The organism is Euzebyales bacterium (assembly GCA_035461305.1).
Taxonomy (GTDB): domain Bacteria; phylum Actinomycetota; class Nitriliruptoria; order Euzebyales; family JAHELV01; genus JAHELV01.
In genome coordinates, this window is sequence record DATHVN010000222.1 from 1 (window position 1) to 16,477 (window position 16,477).

A 16,477-nucleotide genomic window follows, 5' to 3' on the forward strand; every position below is an offset into this window, starting at 1 on the left:
GGAGCTCATCCAGCCGATCGCGATGGAGGAGGGGTTGCGGTTCGCGATCCGTGAGGGCGGCCGCACGGTCGGCGCTGGCCGGGTGACGAAGATCCACGAGTGACGTTCCGGTGGTCGTCGGTCAGCGCTCCGCCTCCAGCAGGGACCCCGTCCTCGCCTGGGGCTCGGACACCCCGAGTCGGCTCCGCAACCGACCGACGACCCACCTCCCCGCACGACCCGCCGATCGCACAACCGTCCGGCGGCACCGGTAGGGCCCTCGCGGACACGAACCGCGGCGGTGAGAGCAGCAGAGAGAAGAGAAGATGGCTAACGGGCAGAAGATCAGGATTCGGCTGAAGGCCTACGACCACGAGATCATCGACGCGTCCGCACGCAAGATCGTCGACACGGTCGAGCGCACGGGGGCCAGGGTCACCGGGCCGGTGCCGCTGCCGACCGAGCGCAACGTGTACTGCGTCATCCGCTCGCCCCACAAGTACAAGGACTCGCGCGAGCACTTCGAGATGCGCACGCACAAGCGGTTGATCGACATCCACGAGCCGACACAGAAGACGGTCGACAGCCTGATGCGCCTCGACCTGCCGGCGGGTGTGGACATCGAGATCAAGCTGTAGCGCGTGGTCGGGCCCGAGCTCGAGGTCGCCGGTAGGGCGAGGCGCAGCAGGTATCGAGCGAGAAGAAGAGAGAAGAGCACAACGATGGTGAGAAAAGGGATTCTGGGCACCAAGCTCGGGATGACGCAGGTGTTCACCGATGACAACGAGGTCATCCCGGTGACCGTCCTGCGTGCCGGCCCCTGCCCGGTCACCCAGGTGCGCACGAAGGAGCGCGACGGCTACCGCGCGCTGCAGCTCGGGTACGGCCGGGCGCGCCGGACCAGCAAGCCGCTGGCCGGGCACTTCGCCGCTGCCGGTGTCGAGCCCACGCGCTACCTCATGGAGGTGGCATTCGACGAGGAGCACGAGCCCGGCGACATCATCACCGTCGACATCTTCCGGGCCGGCGAGCTGGTCGACGTGACCGCGCGCTCCAAGGGCAAGGGCTTCACCGGGACCATGAAACGCCACGGCTTCGCGGGCCTCGGTGCCTCGCACGGCGCCCACAAGGTGCACCGCGCACCGGGTGCCATCGGAGCCTGCGCGACGCCGGGACGCGTCTTCCCGGGCACCCGCATGGCCGGGCGCACCGGCAACGAGCGCGTGACGATCCAACGTCTGACCGTCGCCGGTGTCGACACCGAGCGTGGCCTGCTGCTGATCAAGGGCGCGACGCCGGGCGGCAACGGTGCGCTCGTGCTCGTCCGCTCCAGCTCGAAGGCACCAGCACCAACCGGAGGTGACGCCTGATGGGACTGCAGGTCGACGTCTACGACGCCGAAGGGTCCACGGTGGGCACGGTCGAGCTGGACCCGGCGCTGTTCGAGGCGCCCGTCAACGTCCCGGTGCTCCATCAGGTCGTGACCGCCCAGCTGGCCGCGGCCCGTGCCGGCTCCGCCAAGACCAAGAGCCGTGGCGAGGTGCGCGGTGGTGGCGCCAAGCCGTGGCGTCAGAAGGGGACCGGTCGCGCCCGCCAGGGCTCGATCCGCTCCCCGCAGTGGGCCGGCGGTGGCGTCGCCCACGGCCCGACGGGTCAGCAGAACCACCGCAAGCGCGTCAACAAGAAGGTCAAGCGGCTGGCGCTCGCATCGGCCTTGTCCGACCGGGCCGGCAGCGGTGACGTGCGCGTCGTGCGCGACTTCGGCCTGACCGAGCCGCGCACCCGCGACGCGGTCGCTCTGCTCGACAAGCTCGAGCTGACCGGCCGCACCGTCCTGGTGGTGCTTGCGGAGCGTGATGACCTGATCGCCCGCAGCTTCCGCAACCTGCCCGACACGCATATGCTGACCGCCGGTCAGCTCAACGTCCACGACGTGCTGACCCACGACATCGTCCTGTTCGCCGAGGCCGCGCTCGATCGCATCGGTGGCGGACGGAGGGCGGCGGCCGCCACGACCGCGGACGACACCGACGCGGACGACGCCGCCACCGCCGGCGCGGTAGGCGACGACGAGGAGGCCTCGGCGTGAAGACCCCACACGACATCATCATCGAACCGGTCGTCAGTGAGAAGAGCTACGCGCTGCTCGACGACGGCCGCTACACGTTCGTGGTGCACCCCAGCGCGAACAAGACCGAGATCAAGCAGGCGGTCGAGCAGATCTGGGGCGTGCGCGTCGTCAAGGTCAACACCCTGAACCGGCCGGGCAAGCGTGTGCGCTTCGGGCTGGTCCAGGGTCAGCGCAAGCGCACCAAGCGGGCGATCGTGACCCTCGCCGAGGGCGACGAGATCGACATCTTCGCCTGACCGACGGCGGCACGACACGCCACCTGACCACCGAGAGGACGACCACCGATGGCCAATCGCAGATACCGCCCCACGACGCCGGCGCGTCGCGGCATGAGCGTGTCCGATTTCGGCACCATCACCACCGATCGGCCGCTGAAGTCGAAGACCTCGCCGAACCCGAAGAAGGCCGGACGCAACGCCCAGGGCCGCATCACGACCCGCCGGCAGGGTGGTGGGCACAAGCGCCGCTACCGGGAGATCGACTTCCGGCGCAACAAGGACGGCGTGCCCGCGACCGTCGCGGAGATCGAGTACGACCCGAACAGGTCGGCACGCATCGCACGCCTGCACTACCACGACGGCGAGAAGCGCTACATCCTCGCGCCGCAGGGGTTGCGGGTCGGCGACGTCCTGACGTCCGGTGAGAGGGCCGACATCCAGGCGGGCAACGCCCTGCCGCTGCGCAACATCCCGGTCGGCACCGTGATCCACGCCGTCGAGCTGCGCCCCGGCGGCGGCGCCAAGCTCGGCCGCTCGGCGGGCAACCGCGTGCAGCTGCTGGCCAAGGAGGGCAAGTACGCAGCGCTGCGGCTGCCGTCCGGCGAGATCCGCCGCGTGCTGGCAGACTGCCGCGCCACCGTTGGCATCGTCGGCAACCCCGACCACGAGTTGATCAACGACGGAAAGGCCGGCCGCTCACGCTGGCGGGGCAAGCGCCCCAAGGTCCGCGGTGTCGTCATGAACCCCGTCGACCACCCGCACGGTGGTGGCGAGGGGCGCACGTCGGGTGGACGTCACCCCACCAACCACAAGGGCAAGCCCGAGGGACGGACGCGCTCGAAGAACAAGGCGTCGGACAAGGACATCATCCGTCGGCGCGGCAAGCGCCGCCGCTGACCGCGAACACCTTGGTCAGGCAGCACAACCCGCTGCGTTGACGGCCGAGGGAGCTCGCAAGCTCACCCAAGATCTAGGAGGCACCCCAATGCCGCGCAGCTTGAAGAAGGGCCCGTTCGTCGACGCCCACCTGGAGAGCAAGGTCGCCGCGCTGAACGCGCGCAACGAGAAGCGCGTCATCCGCACCTGGTCCCGCCGATCCGAGATCTCCCCGGAGATGGTCGGCCACACGATCGCCGTGCATGACGGCCGTAGACACGTCCCGATCTACATCTCCGAGTCGATGGTCGGCCACAAGCTCGGCGAGTTCGCCCCGACCCGCGCCATCAAGTGGCGCGGCGCCGGCGAGAAGCAGACGGTGCGCGGCCGCGGCGGCCGCCGCTAGCCACCGGCACCACACTCGAAGAAGTGAGAGAGGTACAGGGCATGGACGTGAGGGCCAGCGCCCGCTACGTGCGGGTCGCACCGAACAAGGCTCGGCAGGTCGTGCGGCACATCCGTGGACTCGACGTCGAACGGGCCCGCCACGTCCTGCTGCTCGAGCAGAAGGGCGCGGCCCGGTACGTGCACAAGGTGCTCGAGTCGGCCGTGGCCAACGCGGAGAACAACCACGACCTGGATGCCGACGACCTGTTCGTCGCCGCCGCGACGGTCGACGAGGGGCCGACCCTGAAGCGCTACCAGCCGCGCGCCATGGGTCGGGCCTACCGCATCCGCAAGCGCACCAGCCACATCACCATCGTTCTCGGAACTGAGGAGTAGGCCGTGGGCCAGAAGATCCACCCGTACGGGTTCCGGCTCGGCATCATCAAGGACTACAAGTCGCGCTGGTTCGCGGACAAGGAGTACGCGGACTACGTGGCCGAGGACGACCGCGTGCGCAAGTTCATCCGCGAGCGCGTGCGCCACTCCGGCGTCAGCCACATCGACATCGAGCGCACTCGTGACCGCGTGACGATCGATGTGTGGACCGCACGTCCCGGCATCGTCATCGGTCGCCGGGGCGCGGAGGCCGATGCCATCCGCTCGGCGCTCGAGAAGATGACCGGCAAGCAGATCAAGCTGAACATCCAGGAGGTCAAGACCCCCGAGCTGGACGCTCAGGTCACCGCGCACAACGTGGCCGAGCAGCTGCGCGGCCGGGTCAGCTTCCGGCGCGCCATGCGCCGGGCGACGCAGAACGCGATGAAGGCCGGCGCCAAGGGCGTGCGGGTCCAGTGCTCGGGCCGGCTCGGTGGCGCAGAGATGAGTCGTACGGAGTGGTACCGCGAGGGCCAGGTGCCCCTGCACACGCTGCGCGCCAACATCGACTACGGCCTCGACGAGGCGCGCACGACCTACGGTCGCATCGGCGTCAAGGTGTGGATCTACCGCGGCGAGGTGCTGCCCGACTCCGAGCAGCACCGGTCGCGTGCGCAGCAGCAGCGTCCGCGCCGCTCCGGCCGCGGAGGCCGCGGCGGTGGCGGCGGGCGGCGGTCGACACCGGCCGCCGGCATGGGCGACATGGCGCAGGAGCGCGTCACCGAGCAGGCTCCGGCCGCGCCGCAGTCCGGTCAGCCGGCGACCGTCACCGGCGCCGACCTGCCGTCCACGGCTCCGGCGCCGACCGAGCAGCCGATGCCCGAGACCGCACCCCAGCAGGCGGTGCCCGAGGCGCCGGCGGGCCCTGAGGCCGTCGAGGTGACCCAGGACACTGACGCCCAGGTGCCGGCCGACGCCGCCGACGCCGCGCGCCCGGACGACGCCGACGCGCCGCGGACGCCCGCTGCCGACACGACGCAGCCCGACGGCGACGAGAACCAGGAGGCGTAGAACGATGTTGGCTCCCAAGCGGGTCCGCTACCGCAAGCAGCATCGCGGGCGCATGCGTGGCAACGCCAAGGGCGGCTACGACATGGCCTTCGGTGAGTACGGCCTGCAGGCCGTCACCGGCTCGTGGATCACGGCACGCCAGATCGAGGCCGCCCGTGTCGCCATGACCCGGCACATCAAGCGTGGCGGGAAGGTGTGGATCAACATCTTCCCGCACAAGTCCTACACGAAGAAGCCGGCCGAGACCCGCATGGGCTCAGGTAAGGGCTCGCCCGAGGGATGGGTCGCGGTCGTCAAGCCGGGACGCGTCATGTTCGAACTGTCGGGCGTCCCCGAGGACGTGGCCCGCGAGGCCATGCGCCTGGCCGCCCACAAGCTCCCCGTCAAGTGCCGGTTCCTCACACGGGATGGTGACTGACATGGATGTCGGCGAACTGCGTGAACTCAACGACGTCGAACTGACCGAACAGCACGACGAGCTGAAGGAGGAGCTGTTCAACCTCCGCTTCCAGCTGGCGACCGGGCAGCTCGACAACCCGACGCTGCTGCAGCAGGCGCGCCGCGACATCGCCCGCGTGCTGACCGTCCAGCGCGAGCGCGAGATCGCCGCCGCGCGCGAGCAGGCGCAGTAGCGCGAACGTCAGGAGCGAAAGACCATGACTGACACGACGACGGCGCCGCGTGGCGAGCGCAAGGTCCGCCAGGGCCGTGTGGTCAGCACGGCGATGGACAAGACCGTCGTGGTCGAGATCCAGCGCACGACCACGCACCCGCTGTACCGCAAGACCATCAACCGCACCGAGAAGTTGCTCGCGCACGACGAGGACAACGCTGTGAATGTCGGCGACCGCGTCCGTGTGTCCGAGACACGCCCGATGTCGAAGCGCAAGCGCTGGCGTGTGGTGGACATCGTGGAGCGCGCGAAGTGAGGGAGACCGCGGCGCGGTGACATGCCGCTCTGGCGCACTGTCTCCGCCGTACCCCAGAGAGAAGAAGAGAAGAAGAGATGATCCAGCAGGAGAGCCGGCTGAAGGTGGCCGACAACACCGGGGCCCGTGAGGTGCTGTGCATCCGCGTGCTCGGTGGGTCCGGGCGGCGCTACGCGTCGGTTGGCGACGAGATCGTCGGCACCGTCAAGCAGGCGGTTCCGGCGGCGGGCGTCAAGAAGGGCGACGTGGTGCGCGCCGTCGTCGTGCGCACGCGCAAGGAGAAGCGCCGCCGCGACGGCTCGTACATCCGGTTCGACGACAACGCGTGTGTCCTGATCAACGAGCAGGGCGTGCCGCGTGGCACGCGCATCTTCGGGCCCGTCGGTCGAGAGCTGCGTGAGCGCCGCTTCATGCGGATCGTCTCGCTCGCGCCGGAGGTGATCTGACGATGCAACGGATCCGACGTGACGACCAGGTGCAGGTGATCTCCGGAAAGGACCGGGGCAAGAGTGGCCGCGTCATCGCCGTCTGGCCGCGGGAGGACCGCGTGCTGGTCGAGGGCATCAACATCATGACCAAGCACCGTCGCGTGCAGCGCACCCGCGCGGGCGCCCAGGAGGGCGGCATCATTCACGAGGAGGCGCCGCTGCACCTCTCGAACGTGATGCCGATCTGCGACTCGTGCGACAGGCCCACCCGCGTGGGATCGAAGGTCGTCGACGGCGTGCGCGTGCGGGTCTGCCGCGCCTGCGACGCAGAGCTTTGATGCGATCACCCGCGCACCCGCCCAACCCCCGAGGTCTCGGCACGGGTGACCGCACCGCAGAGGTAGGAACCTGAGATGAGTACGACGGAGACATACGCGCCGCGGCTGAAGGTCCGGTACCGCGACGAGGTGCGCGCGCAGCTGCAGGAGCGGCTCGGCCTCGACAACGTCATGCAGGTGCCCACGCTGACCAAGCTCGTGGTCAACATGGGTGTCGGCGACGCGATCACCGACTCCAAGGCGATCGAGGGCGCCATGCGCGACCTCGCCACGATCACCGGCCAGCGGCCGAAGCTGACGCGGGCGCGCAAGTCCATCGCCGGCTTCAAGCTGCGCCAGGGCATGCCGATCGGCGCCAAGGTCACCCTGCGCGGGGACCGGATGTGGGACTTCTTCGACCGCCTGCTGGCGGTCGCGCTGCCGCGCATCCGTGACTTCCGCGGGTTGTCGGCGCGCAGCTTCGACGGCAGGGGCAATTACACGTTCGGCGTGACCGAGCAGCTGATCTTTCCGGAGATCGACTACGACTCCGTCGATCGCGTCCGCGGCATGGACATCACGATCGTGACGACGGCGGCCACCGACGAGCAGGCGAGGGCGTTCCTCGACAGCTTCGGCTTCCCGTTCGTCGGCGGAACCGCCAGCTAGGAGCTGTTGAGATGGCCAAGAAGTCGATGATCGCAAAGGCCAACCGCCGCCCGAAGTTCGCGGTGCGTGGCTACACGCGGTGCAGCCGGTGCGGACGCCCCCGCGCGGTGTACCGCAAGTTCAAGCTGTGCCGTGTGTGCTTCCGCGAGCTCGCTCACGCCGGCGAACTGCCCGGGATCCGGAAGGCGAGCTGGTGACCGGCGCCGTGCGTGACGGCGCCTCCCGTCCCTCTTGGACGTGGGCGAGCACGCGGAAGCAACAGACACAGATTCAGTAGTAGGTAGTTGACAGGGAAGCGTTCCTACTTCGGTGGGGCGAACCCCGAGGAGATGAAACCAAGATGATGACCGATCCGGTCGCGGACATGCTCACGCGCATCCGCAACGCCAACATCGCGTACAGCGAGCAGCTCGAGATGCCCTCGTCCAAGTTGAAGGCCGCGCTGGCCGACATCCTGAAGCAGGAGGGCTACATTCGGGACTACGCCGTCGAGCCGACCAAGCCGCAGGCCACGCTGAAGATCGCGCTCAAGTACACGAGGGATCGCGAGCGGGCGCTCACCGGCGTCCGGCGCATCTCCAAGCCCGGTCTGCGGGTCTACGCCAAGCGGCACGAGGTGCCCCGCGTCCTCGGCGGCCTGGGCACCGCGATCATCTCGACCTCGTCCGGACTGATGACCGACCGCCAGGCCCGCCAGGTGGGCATAGGCGGCGAAGTCATCGCCTACGTCTGGTAGATGGCGCGCAACCCCGAAAGAGGATCAACCAACATGAGTCGTATCGGCAAGGAACCAGTGCCCATCCCGAGCGGGGTGGACGTGACGCTGGCCGATGACCGCGTGACCGTGAAGGGTCCCAAGGGTGAGTTGTCCGAGGCCGTCCCGGAGGGCATCACGGTCGAGATCGACGACGGTCAGATCGTGGTGACCCGCGCGAGCGACCACCGCGAGCACCGGTCGCTGCACGGCCTGACCCGGTCGCTGATCGCCAACATGGTGACCGGCGTCACCACGGGCTTCACCAAGAGCCTGGAGATCGTCGGCGTCGGCTACCGCGCCCAGGCGCAGGGCAACACCGGCCTCGTCATCCAGGCGGGCTACAGCCACCCGGTCGAGGTCACCGCCCCGGAGGGCGTGACGTTCCAGGTGCCCTCGCCGACCCGCATCACTGTGCAGGGCGCGAGCAAGCAGGTCGTGGGTCAGGTCGCCGCGAACATCCGGGCGATCCGCAAGCCCGAGCCCTACAAGGGCAAGGGGATCCGGTACGAGGGCGAGCAGGTCCGCCGCAAGGCCGGCAAGGCCGCTGGCATCTAGGAGTTGACGACACCCATGGGCACCACAAGCAGGCAGGAGGCACGCAGCCGTCGTCACCGGCGCGCGCGCAGCCGCATCCGGGGAACGGCGAAGCGTCCCCGTCTCGTCGTCTTCCGCTCCAACGCCGGCATCTACGCCCAGATCGTCGACGACGACCGTGGGCACACGCTCGTGGCCGCCTCGACGGCCGACGACGTCGTGGCCGACGGCGACGGCAAGATCGGCGTGGCCAAGGGCGTCGGCAAGCTGGTCGGCGAGCGGGCGCTCGAAGCGGGTATCACCCAGGTGGTGTTCGACCGCGGCGGCAACCGCTACCACGGCCGTGTCGCCGCGCTGGCCGACGGAGCACGCCAGGCTGGGCTGCAGCTGTAGTCCCGGCACGACCCACGACCACCGAGGAGCACACACGAGACTTCGTGGGGCCTGGTTCCACGAGATTGGTCGTCTCGCTGGCGCTCGACTTCCAACGGCCCAGGGAACCTGACGGTACGAGGACAAGAGAAGGACCGGCTTCGCGACAGGAGACAGACATGGCAGCAGGTGGCAGCAACCGCGGTCGCGGCCGCGGTCGAGGACGCGAAGAGGAGCGCAACCCCTACGAGGAGAAGGTCGTCGCGATCAACCGCGTGGCCAAGGTGGTCCGTGGTGGCCGCCGGTTCTCCTTCACAGCGCTCGTCGTCGTCGGCGACCTCGACGGGACCGTCGGTGTCGGTTACGGCAAGGCCAAGGAGGTGCCGGCCGCGATCCAGAAGGGGGTCGAGGAGGCCAAGAAGAGCTTCTTCGAGGTCCCGATGATCCAGAAGACGATCGTGCACGGCGTGATCGGGCACAGCGGTGCCGGACGTGTGCTGCTCAAGCCGGCCGCGCCGGGCACCGGTGTCATCGCCGGCGGCGCCGTCCGTGCCGTCCTCGAGTGTGCGGGCATCAGCGATGTCCTCGCGAAGTCGATGGGCACGTCGAACCCGATCAACGTCGTCCACGCGACCGTCGACGCGCTCAAGTCGCTGCGTCGGCCCGAAGAGGTTGCGCGGTTGCGGGGCGTTGAGCTCGAGGAGATCCTCCCGAACAAGATGCTCGCCAACATGCGGGCGTCCTAGACCGGGGCGACACCACTGGGAGCACGAGCATGGCCAACGACTTCGCGGAGCCGGGTTCCACGAAGCACGCGGAAGACCGGGTTCGCCGGACAGATGACCAGGGAACCGATCTGGTCGAGATCACGCAGGTCCGCAGCACCATCGGCAGGAAGGTCGCGCAGCAGCGCACGTTGCGCGCCCTGGGCCTGCGTCGCATCCATCAGACGGTCACCAAGCCCGACCGGCCGGAGATCCGAGGCATGCTGGCAAGGGTGGCGCACCTGGTCGAGGTGCGCCGACCCGGTGACGACGTCCCCATGGGGCTCGAGCCCGGCCAGGAACCGAGCACCGACGACGAACACGGATCCAACCTCAAGTAGCGACAGCGATAGGTCACGTGAGATGAAGCTCCACCACCTCAAGCCCGCGCCAGGCGCGCACCGCAAGCGCACCCGCAAGGGACGCGGTGAGGCCGCGGGCAAGGGCAAGACCGCAGGCCGCGGCACGAAGGGCACAGGCGCGCGCGGCACGATGCGCATCGGCTTCGAGGGTGGCCAGACGCCACTCCAGCAGCGCCTGCCCAAGCTGCCCGGGTTCACCTCACGCAACCGTGTCGAGTACGCCACGGTTAACGTGGGCCGCCTGAACGACGCGTTCGCCGATGGAGCTGAGGTCACGCCCGCAACGCTGCGCGAGGCCGGGTTGGTCCGCCGCGGCACGGCGCCCGTCAAGATCCTCGGCGACGGCGAGCTGTCGACGTCGCTGGTGATCTCGGCCCATGCCTTCTCGGCATCGGCCGAGCGCAAGATCAGCGAGGCGGGCGGTCGCGCTGAGGTCCTGTCCACTGGATCATCGGCCGGCACGTCGTCGTAGGCCCGAAGGGCTCGTCATGCTCAGCGCATTCGTCAACGCCTTCAAGATCCGCGATCTGCGCGGCAAGATCCTGTTCACGCTGGTGATCATCGCGGTCTACCGGCTGGGATCGTTCATCCCGATCCCGGGCGTCGACTCGGGTGCGCTGCGGCAGCTGATCGACCAGTCGGCGGCGACAGGTGCCGCGCAGCTGATCAACCTCTTCTCGGGCGGGGCGTTCTCCCAGCTCGCGGTGTTCGCGCTGGGCATCATGCCCTACATCACTGCGAGCATCATCATGCAGCTGCTCACCGTGGTGATCCCGCGGCTCGAGGAGTGGCAGAAGGAGGGCGAGAGCGGCGCGAAGCGCATCAACCAGTGGACCCGGTACCTGACCGTCGGCATCGCCGTGCTCCAGTCGACGACGCTGATCACCGTGATCCAGTCGGGAGGGGGCGCAGGTGCCGGCGCGCTGTTCGGCGGCGCGCAGCTTCCGGAGGGCGTGAACCTGGTGCCCGACGACTCGCTGGGCATGCGCGCTCTGATGGTGCTGACGCTGACCGCCGGCACGGCCTTCATCATGTGGCTCGGTGAGCTCATCACCGCCCGTGGCGTCGGCAATGGGATGTCGCTGATCATCTTCGTCGCGATCATCTCGGAGCTGCCCAGCCAGGGCAACCAGATCCTGCAGTCCAGCGGGCCGGTTGTCTTCGGCGTCGTTCTGCTCGTGGCGCTGCTGTTGATCGTCGGCGTCGTCGTCGTCGAGCAGGGCCAGCGACGGATCCCGGTGCAGTACGCGCGGCGGCAGATCGGCAGCCGCAGCTACGGCGGCAACTCGACCTACATCCCGCTGAAGGTCAACCAGTCCGGCGTGATCCCGATCATCTTCGCGTCGTCGATGCTGTACGTGCCTGTGCTCGCGGCGTCGATCTTCTCCGAGCAGACCTGGCTGGTGAGCTTCGTCGACCGGTACCTGTCGGGTCAGAACATCAACATCGTGTACGTCCTGACCTACTTCGTGCTCGTCGTCTTCTTCGCGTACTTCTACACGTCCATCACCTTCAACCCGATCGACGTCGCCGACAACATGAAGAAGTACGGAGGGTTCATCCCCGGCATCCGTCCCGGCCAGAGGACCGCCGAGGAGCTCGACCGGATCATCACGCGATTGACGCTGCCCGGATCGCTGTACCTGGCGACCCTGGCGATCCTGCCGTTCCTGGCGCTCGGCGTGGCCGGCGTGCCGTTCCCCTTCGCCGGTGCCACGCTGCTGATCGTCGTCGGCGTCGGGCTCGAGACCATGAAGCAGATCGAGAGTCAGATGATGCAGCGCCACTACGAGGGCTTCCTGCGCCGCTGAGGGCACCTGATGCGACTGATCCTGTTCGGACCACCGGGCGCCGGCAAGGGCACCCAGGCGTCGGCGCTCGTGGATCGCTACCACATCGTCCACATCTCGACCGGGGACATCTTCCGGGAGAACGTGGGTAGGGAGACCGAGCTCGGGCTGCGGGCGAAGCAGTACATGGACGCCGGCGACCTCGTGCCCGATGAGGTCGTGATCGCGATGGTCGAGGACCGGCTCGCCCAGGACGACACCCGCGAGGGCTTCCTGCTCGACGGGTTCCCGCGCACGGCCGCGCAGGTCGAGGCGCTCCACGAGGTCCTCGCCGCGCACGGCCACGAGCTCGACGCGGTGATCCGCCTGGTCGTCGACGACGACGAACTGGTCGCCCGCCTGCTGCAGCGCGCGGAGGAGCAGGGCCGCACCGACGACACCCGCGACGTGATCGCGACGCGGCTGGAGAACTACCGCGCCGAGACCGAGCCGGCCATCACCGCGTACCGCGAGCGCGGGATCCTGCACGACGTCGACGGCGAGGGCGACATCTCCGAGGTACGTGAGCGCGTCCTGGCTGCGGCAGCCAATGCAGAGCACACATGATGTGCGCCTACCGCGATCGCTACGTGAGGTACTCATGATCGTACGCAAGTCACTGGCCGAGATCGAGGTCATGGCCCGCGCGGGCCGCGTGATCGCACACCTGCACGAGGTCCTCCGCGAGGCGGTGGCACCCGGCGTGACCACCCAGCAGCTCGACGAGATCTCCGCTCGCGAGCTGCGGTCCGCCAACGCGATCCCGTCGTTCCTGGGATACGGCGCGACGCCGGGCCGCAAGCCGTTCCCCGCGACGCTGTGCACGTCGGTCAACGCCGAGATCGTGCATGGCATCCCGTCGCCCGAGGTCACGCTCCGAGCGGGCGACCTCATCAAGATCGACGCGGGCGCGATCGTCGACGGCTACCACGCCGACTCGGCGGTCACCTGGATCGTCGGCGGCGACGACACCGTCGCTCCGGAGGTCCGCGATCTGGTCGCGCGCACGCGGTCGGGCCTGTGGGCGGGGCTCAGCAACGCCGCGCCCGGCAACCGCCTCGGGGACGTGTCGGCGGCCGTCCAGTCGCACGCCGACCCGCACGGCTATGGCGTCGTGCGCGAGTACGTCGGCCACGGCATCGGTCGCGCGCTGCACGAGGACCCGCACGTGCCCAACTACGGCCGTCCGAGGCGGGGCCCGCGGCTCGTCGAGGGCCTTGTCATCGCCGTCGAGCCCATGTTCAACCTGGGCACTCACGAGACCGAGGTCCAACCGGACGGCTGGACGGTGAGGACCGCGGACGGCATGCTGTCCTCGCACTGGGAGCACACCGTGGCGGTGACCGCGGACGGACCCAGGGTGCTGACCGCACGCAGTGACGAGCCGGAGTGGCCGTTGGCGAGCCCCGAGCGCATCCCGACCGCCGGCGTGGCGCGCTGACCCCGGTGGACGGTGCACATGGGGGCTGATAGTGTGGTCCGCACGGCTTCCGTTGTCGCGCGTGCGCGCATTTCCCGGCAGCGCGTCGACACCGGGCCTGGCTCCGCATCGACGTGGGAACCACAACGTCGGCTACGTGGAGCCATTCGTGCTGTCCGCCTCTCGTCTCCACGTCCGTGTGGCGTCTCGCGTGGGACACGTGACGGCAGGCAGCAGGGGAGCCGGTCAGGCGGACCGGCCAAGGACCGCCTCGACGCAGGAGGAGCAGGATGAAGGTACAGGCATCCGTCAAGCGCATCTGTGAGAAGTGCCGGATCATCCGCCGGCACGGACGCGTGATGGTCATCTGCTCGAACCCGCGTCACAAGCAGCGCCAGGGCTGAGAGCCGCCTGGTTCCACGAGATTGGTCGTCTCGCTGGCGCTCGACTTCCAACGGCCAGGGAACCTGACGGTACAAGACAAGAGAAGGACCGGCTGCGCCGGACAGGAGCAATGAGAGATGGCACGGATCGCAGGCGTTGACCTCCCGCGTGACAAGCGTGTGGAGATCGGACTGACCTACGTGTACGGCATCGGTCGCACGCGCGCGCTCAACACGCTCGTTGCGACGGGCATCGGCCCCGACACCCGCGTACGCGACCTCGACGAAGCGCAGGTCAAGCAGCTGCGTGACCACATCGAGGCCAACTACCAGGTCGAAGGTGACCTGCGGCGCGAGGTCGCACAGAGCATCAAGCGCAAGGTCGACATCGGCTGCTACCAGGGCATCCGCCACCGCCGCGGCCTGCCGGTCCGGGGCCAGCGCACGCACACCAACGCCCGCACGCGCAAGGGACGTCGTCAGGCCGTCGGTGGCATCAAGAAGAAGCAGAGGAAGCACTGATGGCACAGCAGCGATCGAGCAAGGGCGCACGCCGCCAGCGCAAGAAGGACCGGCGCCAGGTCTCCCACGGGCAGGCGCACATCAAGAGCTCCTTCAACAACACGATCATCACGATCACCGACCAGTCCGGTGGAGTGCTGGCATGGTCCTCGGGCGGCAACGTCGGGCAGAAGGGCAGCCGCAAGTCCACCCCGTTCGCCGCGCAGCTCGCCGCCGAGCAGGCCGCGAAGCGCGCCGCCGAGTACGGCGTGACCAAGATCGACGTCTTCGTCCGCGGTCCGGGTTCAGGCCGTGAGACGGCCATCCGCTCGCTGGCCGCCAACGGGCTGGAGGTCGCCGCCATCAGGGACGTGACGCCCATCCCGCACAACGGCTGCCGTCCACCGAAGCGCCGCCGCGGCTGACGCACCAACACGAGATCACGAGGAAACATGGCACGGTACACCGGACCCACCTGCAAGCGCTGCCGCCGCGAGCGCACGCAGATCTGTGAGAGCCGCAAGTGCGCGGCCGAGAAGCGCCCGTACCCTCCCGGCGAGCACGGGCGCGGTCGCATCCGCGAGAGCGAGTACCTGCTGCAGCTGCGGGAGAAGCAGAAGGCCCGCTACATCTACGGCGTGCTCGAGAAGCAGTTCCGCAACTACTACAAGAAGGCTGCGGCGCGTCCCGGCCTGACCGGCGTCAACCTGCTGGTCGCCCTCGAGACCCGGCTCGACAACGTGGTGTTCCGCGGCAGCCTCGCGCGCACCCGTCCGGAGGCCCGTCAGCTCGTGTCTCACCGCCATGTGCAGGTCAACGGGCGCACGGTCAACATCCCGTCCTACGAGGTCCGTTCCGGTGACGTGGTCACCATCCGTGAGCGCAGCCGCGACATCGTGCCGGTGCTCGGCGCGCTCGAGCTTCAGGGCGCCAGGCAGATGCCGCCATGGCTGTCGGTGGACGCCGACAAGCGGCAGATCTCGATCCTCGACCTGCCGGATCGTCGCCACATCGACGTCCCCGTCCAGGAACAGCTGATCGTCGAGCTCTACTCCAAGTAACCAACAGCCGGTCCGTGCGTCCGGTCGCCGTCGTCCCGCCGCACCCGGTGAGACCCGCGGACCCGACACCCCACACGTGACCGGCGACACCGTCACCGTCAAGGAGGCGACGCAACGTGTTGATCGTTCAGCGCCCCACCATCAGCGAGCAGACCCTCGATGAGGGCCAGCGCTCGCTGTTCAGCATCGAACCACTCGAGCCGGGCTTCGGCTACACCCTCGGCAGCAGCCTGCGACGCACGCTGCTCTCGTCGATCCCGGGTGCGGCCGTCACGAGCGTGCGCATCGAGGGCGTCCTGCATGAGTTCAGCTCGATCGAGGGAGTCAAGGAGGATGTCACCGACATCATCCTGAACCTCAAGGACCTCGTGCTGCGCTCCCACAGCGACGAGCCGGTCGAGATCTTCCTCGGCGGCGAGGGTCCCGGTGAGATCACGGCCGACTTCATCACGGCACCCGCCGAGGTGGAGATCCTCAACCGCGACCTGCACATCGCGACGCTGAACCGGCGGGGACGCGTCGAGATGTACCTGACCGTCGAGCGCGGCCGCGGTTACATCTCGGCCGAGCGCAACAAGCGCACCGACCAGCCGATCGGTGTCATCCCCATCGACTCGATCTACTCGCCCGTGCTGCGCGTGACATACCGTGTCGAGGCGACCCGCGTCGAGCAGATGACCAACTACGACCGACTGATCCTCGACGTCGAGACGAACGGGTCGGTCACGCCGGCCGAGGCGCTGTCGAGCGCCGGCGCGACGCTGCAGGACCTGTTCGGGCTGTTCAGCGACTTCGAGGAGTCCGGTCCCGGTGGCCTGGCGATCGGTGAGGACCCCGCCAGCCTCGGCCCGACCTCGCCGGACCTGCTCCTGCCGATCGAGGACCTCGATTTGTCGGTGCGCTCCTACAACTGCCTGAAGCGCGAAGGGGTGGCGACCGTCGGCGAGCTCGTCCAGAAGACCGAGCAGGATCTGTTGGACATCCGCAACTTCGGGCAGAAATCGATCGAGGAAGTGAAAGGCAAGCTCCAGGAGCTGGGGCTGTCGTTGGCGGATTACGGCGGCTATCCCGGGTAGCGGGGTGGTCGCGGCTGTCGTCGTCGCGCTTCGGCTCC

The 16,477-nt window shown here is 68.7% G+C and carries 28 protein-coding genes and 2 pseudogenes; all 30 read left to right on the forward strand.

The annotated features are described in order from the left end of the window. Nucleotides 1–103: hypothetical protein (locus tag VK923_20060; GenBank protein HSJ46973.1), on the forward strand; the 103-nt coding region annotated here is incomplete at its 5' end. A 202-nt stretch (nucleotides 104–305) separates the two neighbouring features. Beyond that, nucleotides 306–617, forward strand: coding sequence for a 30S ribosomal protein S10 (gene rpsJ / locus VK923_20065; GenBank protein ID HSJ46974.1), 312 nt, complete (start codon nucleotides 306–308; stop codon nucleotides 615–617). Between the two features lie 84 nt (nucleotides 618–701). Further along, nucleotides 702–1,349 carry a 50S ribosomal protein L3 gene (gene rplC / locus VK923_20070; GenBank protein HSJ46975.1) on the forward strand — a complete coding sequence of 216 codons (648 nt, stop codon included), beginning with the start codon at nucleotides 702–704 and terminating at the stop codon, nucleotides 1,347–1,349. Further along, nucleotides 1,349–2,068, forward strand: coding sequence for a 50S ribosomal protein L4 (rplD, locus tag VK923_20075; GenBank protein ID HSJ46976.1), 720 nt, complete (start codon nucleotides 1,349–1,351; stop codon nucleotides 2,066–2,068). The genes rplC and rplD overlap by 1 nt, the downstream gene beginning before the upstream one ends. Further along, complete coding sequence (rplW, locus tag VK923_20080; GenBank protein ID HSJ46977.1) at nucleotides 2,065–2,346, forward strand: 50S ribosomal protein L23; 282 nt, start codon at nucleotides 2,065–2,067, stop codon at nucleotides 2,344–2,346. Before rplD ends, rplW begins: the two co-directional genes overlap by 4 nt. A 48-nt stretch (nucleotides 2,347–2,394) precedes the next feature. Next, on the forward strand, nucleotides 2,395–3,225 hold the full coding sequence (rplB, locus tag VK923_20085) for a 50S ribosomal protein L2 (protein HSJ46978.1): 831 nt from the start codon (nucleotides 2,395–2,397) through the stop codon (nucleotides 3,223–3,225). 88 nt (nucleotides 3,226–3,313) lie between these two features. Next, nucleotides 3,314–3,610 carry a 30S ribosomal protein S19 gene (gene rpsS / locus VK923_20090; GenBank protein HSJ46979.1) on the forward strand — a complete coding sequence of 99 codons (297 nt, stop codon included), beginning with the start codon at nucleotides 3,314–3,316 and terminating at the stop codon, nucleotides 3,608–3,610. A 41-nt stretch (nucleotides 3,611–3,651) separates the two neighbouring features. After that, nucleotides 3,652–3,987, forward strand: a complete 336-nt coding sequence (rplV, locus tag VK923_20095) for a 50S ribosomal protein L22 (protein HSJ46980.1) — start codon at nucleotides 3,652–3,654, stop codon at nucleotides 3,985–3,987. A gap of 3 nt (nucleotides 3,988–3,990) precedes the next feature. Beyond that, nucleotides 3,991–4,614: pseudogene (gene rpsC / locus VK923_20100) on the forward strand (30S ribosomal protein S3). A gap of 427 nt (nucleotides 4,615–5,041) precedes the next feature. After that, on the forward strand, nucleotides 5,042–5,455 hold the full coding sequence (gene rplP / locus VK923_20105; GenBank protein ID HSJ46981.1) for a 50S ribosomal protein L16: 414 nt from the start codon (nucleotides 5,042–5,044) through the stop codon (nucleotides 5,453–5,455). A 1-nt stretch (nucleotide 5,456) separates the two neighbouring features. Continuing rightward, nucleotides 5,457–5,669 carry a 50S ribosomal protein L29 gene (gene rpmC, locus VK923_20110; protein ID HSJ46982.1) on the forward strand — a complete coding sequence of 71 codons (213 nt, stop codon included), beginning with the start codon at nucleotides 5,457–5,459 and terminating at the stop codon, nucleotides 5,667–5,669. Nucleotides 5,670–5,693: 24 nt separating this feature from the next. Further along, a complete protein-coding gene (gene rpsQ / locus VK923_20115; protein ID HSJ46983.1) occupies nucleotides 5,694–5,966 on the forward strand; it encodes a 30S ribosomal protein S17 in 273 nt (90 codons plus the stop codon). A gap of 77 nt (nucleotides 5,967–6,043) precedes the next feature. Further along, nucleotides 6,044–6,412 (forward strand): 50S ribosomal protein L14, encoded by a 369-nt coding sequence (gene rplN, locus VK923_20120; GenBank protein HSJ46984.1) that lies wholly within the window; start codon nucleotides 6,044–6,046, stop codon nucleotides 6,410–6,412. Nucleotides 6,413–6,414: 2 nt separating this feature from the next. Beyond that, nucleotides 6,415–6,732 (forward strand): 50S ribosomal protein L24, encoded by a 318-nt coding sequence (gene rplX, locus VK923_20125; GenBank protein HSJ46985.1) that lies wholly within the window; start codon nucleotides 6,415–6,417, stop codon nucleotides 6,730–6,732. A gap of 75 nt (nucleotides 6,733–6,807) precedes the next feature. Further along, complete coding sequence (gene rplE, locus VK923_20130) at nucleotides 6,808–7,380, forward strand: 50S ribosomal protein L5 (protein ID HSJ46986.1); 573 nt, start codon at nucleotides 6,808–6,810, stop codon at nucleotides 7,378–7,380. An 11-nt stretch (nucleotides 7,381–7,391) separates the two neighbouring features. Beyond that, nucleotides 7,392–7,577 (forward strand): type Z 30S ribosomal protein S14, encoded by a 186-nt coding sequence (locus VK923_20135; protein HSJ46987.1) that lies wholly within the window; start codon nucleotides 7,392–7,394, stop codon nucleotides 7,575–7,577. 143 nt (nucleotides 7,578–7,720) lie between these two features. Next, nucleotides 7,721–8,116 (forward strand): 30S ribosomal protein S8, encoded by a 396-nt coding sequence (gene rpsH, locus VK923_20140; protein HSJ46988.1) that lies wholly within the window; start codon nucleotides 7,721–7,723, stop codon nucleotides 8,114–8,116. 33 nt (nucleotides 8,117–8,149) lie between these two features. Next, on the forward strand, nucleotides 8,150–8,692 hold the full coding sequence (gene rplF / locus VK923_20145; GenBank protein HSJ46989.1) for a 50S ribosomal protein L6: 543 nt from the start codon (nucleotides 8,150–8,152) through the stop codon (nucleotides 8,690–8,692). A 15-nt stretch (nucleotides 8,693–8,707) separates the two neighbouring features. After that, a complete protein-coding gene (gene rplR / locus VK923_20150; protein ID HSJ46990.1) occupies nucleotides 8,708–9,064 on the forward strand; it encodes a 50S ribosomal protein L18 in 357 nt (118 codons plus the stop codon). A 158-nt stretch (nucleotides 9,065–9,222) separates the two neighbouring features. Next, entirely contained in the window at nucleotides 9,223–9,789 is a 567-nt protein-coding gene (gene rpsE, locus VK923_20155; GenBank protein HSJ46991.1) for a 30S ribosomal protein S5, read from the forward strand. Between the two features lie 110 nt (nucleotides 9,790–9,899). Beyond that, nucleotides 9,900–10,061 (forward strand): annotated as a pseudogene (rpmD, locus tag VK923_20160) (50S ribosomal protein L30). A 109-nt stretch (nucleotides 10,062–10,170) separates the two neighbouring features. Continuing rightward, nucleotides 10,171–10,641, forward strand: coding sequence for a 50S ribosomal protein L15 (rplO, locus tag VK923_20165; protein ID HSJ46992.1), 471 nt, complete (start codon nucleotides 10,171–10,173; stop codon nucleotides 10,639–10,641). 16 nt (nucleotides 10,642–10,657) lie between these two features. Further along, nucleotides 10,658–11,980 carry a preprotein translocase subunit SecY gene (gene secY / locus VK923_20170; protein HSJ46993.1) on the forward strand — a complete coding sequence of 441 codons (1,323 nt, stop codon included), beginning with the start codon at nucleotides 10,658–10,660 and terminating at the stop codon, nucleotides 11,978–11,980. A gap of 9 nt (nucleotides 11,981–11,989) precedes the next feature. After that, nucleotides 11,990–12,565 (forward strand): adenylate kinase, encoded by a 576-nt coding sequence (locus VK923_20175; GenBank protein HSJ46994.1) that lies wholly within the window; start codon nucleotides 11,990–11,992, stop codon nucleotides 12,563–12,565. Nucleotides 12,566–12,599: 34 nt separating this feature from the next. After that, nucleotides 12,600–13,439 carry a type I methionyl aminopeptidase gene (map, locus tag VK923_20180; protein HSJ46995.1) on the forward strand — a complete coding sequence of 280 codons (840 nt, stop codon included), beginning with the start codon at nucleotides 12,600–12,602 and terminating at the stop codon, nucleotides 13,437–13,439. Nucleotides 13,440–13,708: 269 nt separating this feature from the next. After that, nucleotides 13,709–13,822 (forward strand): 50S ribosomal protein L36, encoded by a 114-nt coding sequence (rpmJ, locus tag VK923_20185; GenBank protein HSJ46996.1) that lies wholly within the window; start codon nucleotides 13,709–13,711, stop codon nucleotides 13,820–13,822. Nucleotides 13,823–13,939: 117 nt separating this feature from the next. Next, the gene (gene rpsM / locus VK923_20190) at nucleotides 13,940–14,323 is read left to right on the forward strand and encodes a 30S ribosomal protein S13 (protein HSJ46997.1); all 384 of its coding nucleotides are present in this window, start codon (nucleotides 13,940–13,942) and stop codon (nucleotides 14,321–14,323) included. Next, nucleotides 14,323–14,727, forward strand: a complete 405-nt coding sequence (gene rpsK, locus VK923_20195) for a 30S ribosomal protein S11 (protein HSJ46998.1) — start codon at nucleotides 14,323–14,325, stop codon at nucleotides 14,725–14,727. The genes rpsM and rpsK overlap by 1 nt, the downstream gene beginning before the upstream one ends. 27 nt (nucleotides 14,728–14,754) lie before the next feature. Then, on the forward strand, nucleotides 14,755–15,363 hold the full coding sequence (gene rpsD, locus VK923_20200) for a 30S ribosomal protein S4 (protein ID HSJ46999.1): 609 nt from the start codon (nucleotides 14,755–14,757) through the stop codon (nucleotides 15,361–15,363). A 116-nt stretch (nucleotides 15,364–15,479) separates the two neighbouring features. Then, a complete protein-coding gene (locus VK923_20205) occupies nucleotides 15,480–16,439 on the forward strand; it encodes a DNA-directed RNA polymerase subunit alpha (protein HSJ47000.1) in 960 nt (319 codons plus the stop codon). The last annotated feature ends 38 nt before the right edge of the window (nucleotides 16,440–16,477 follow it).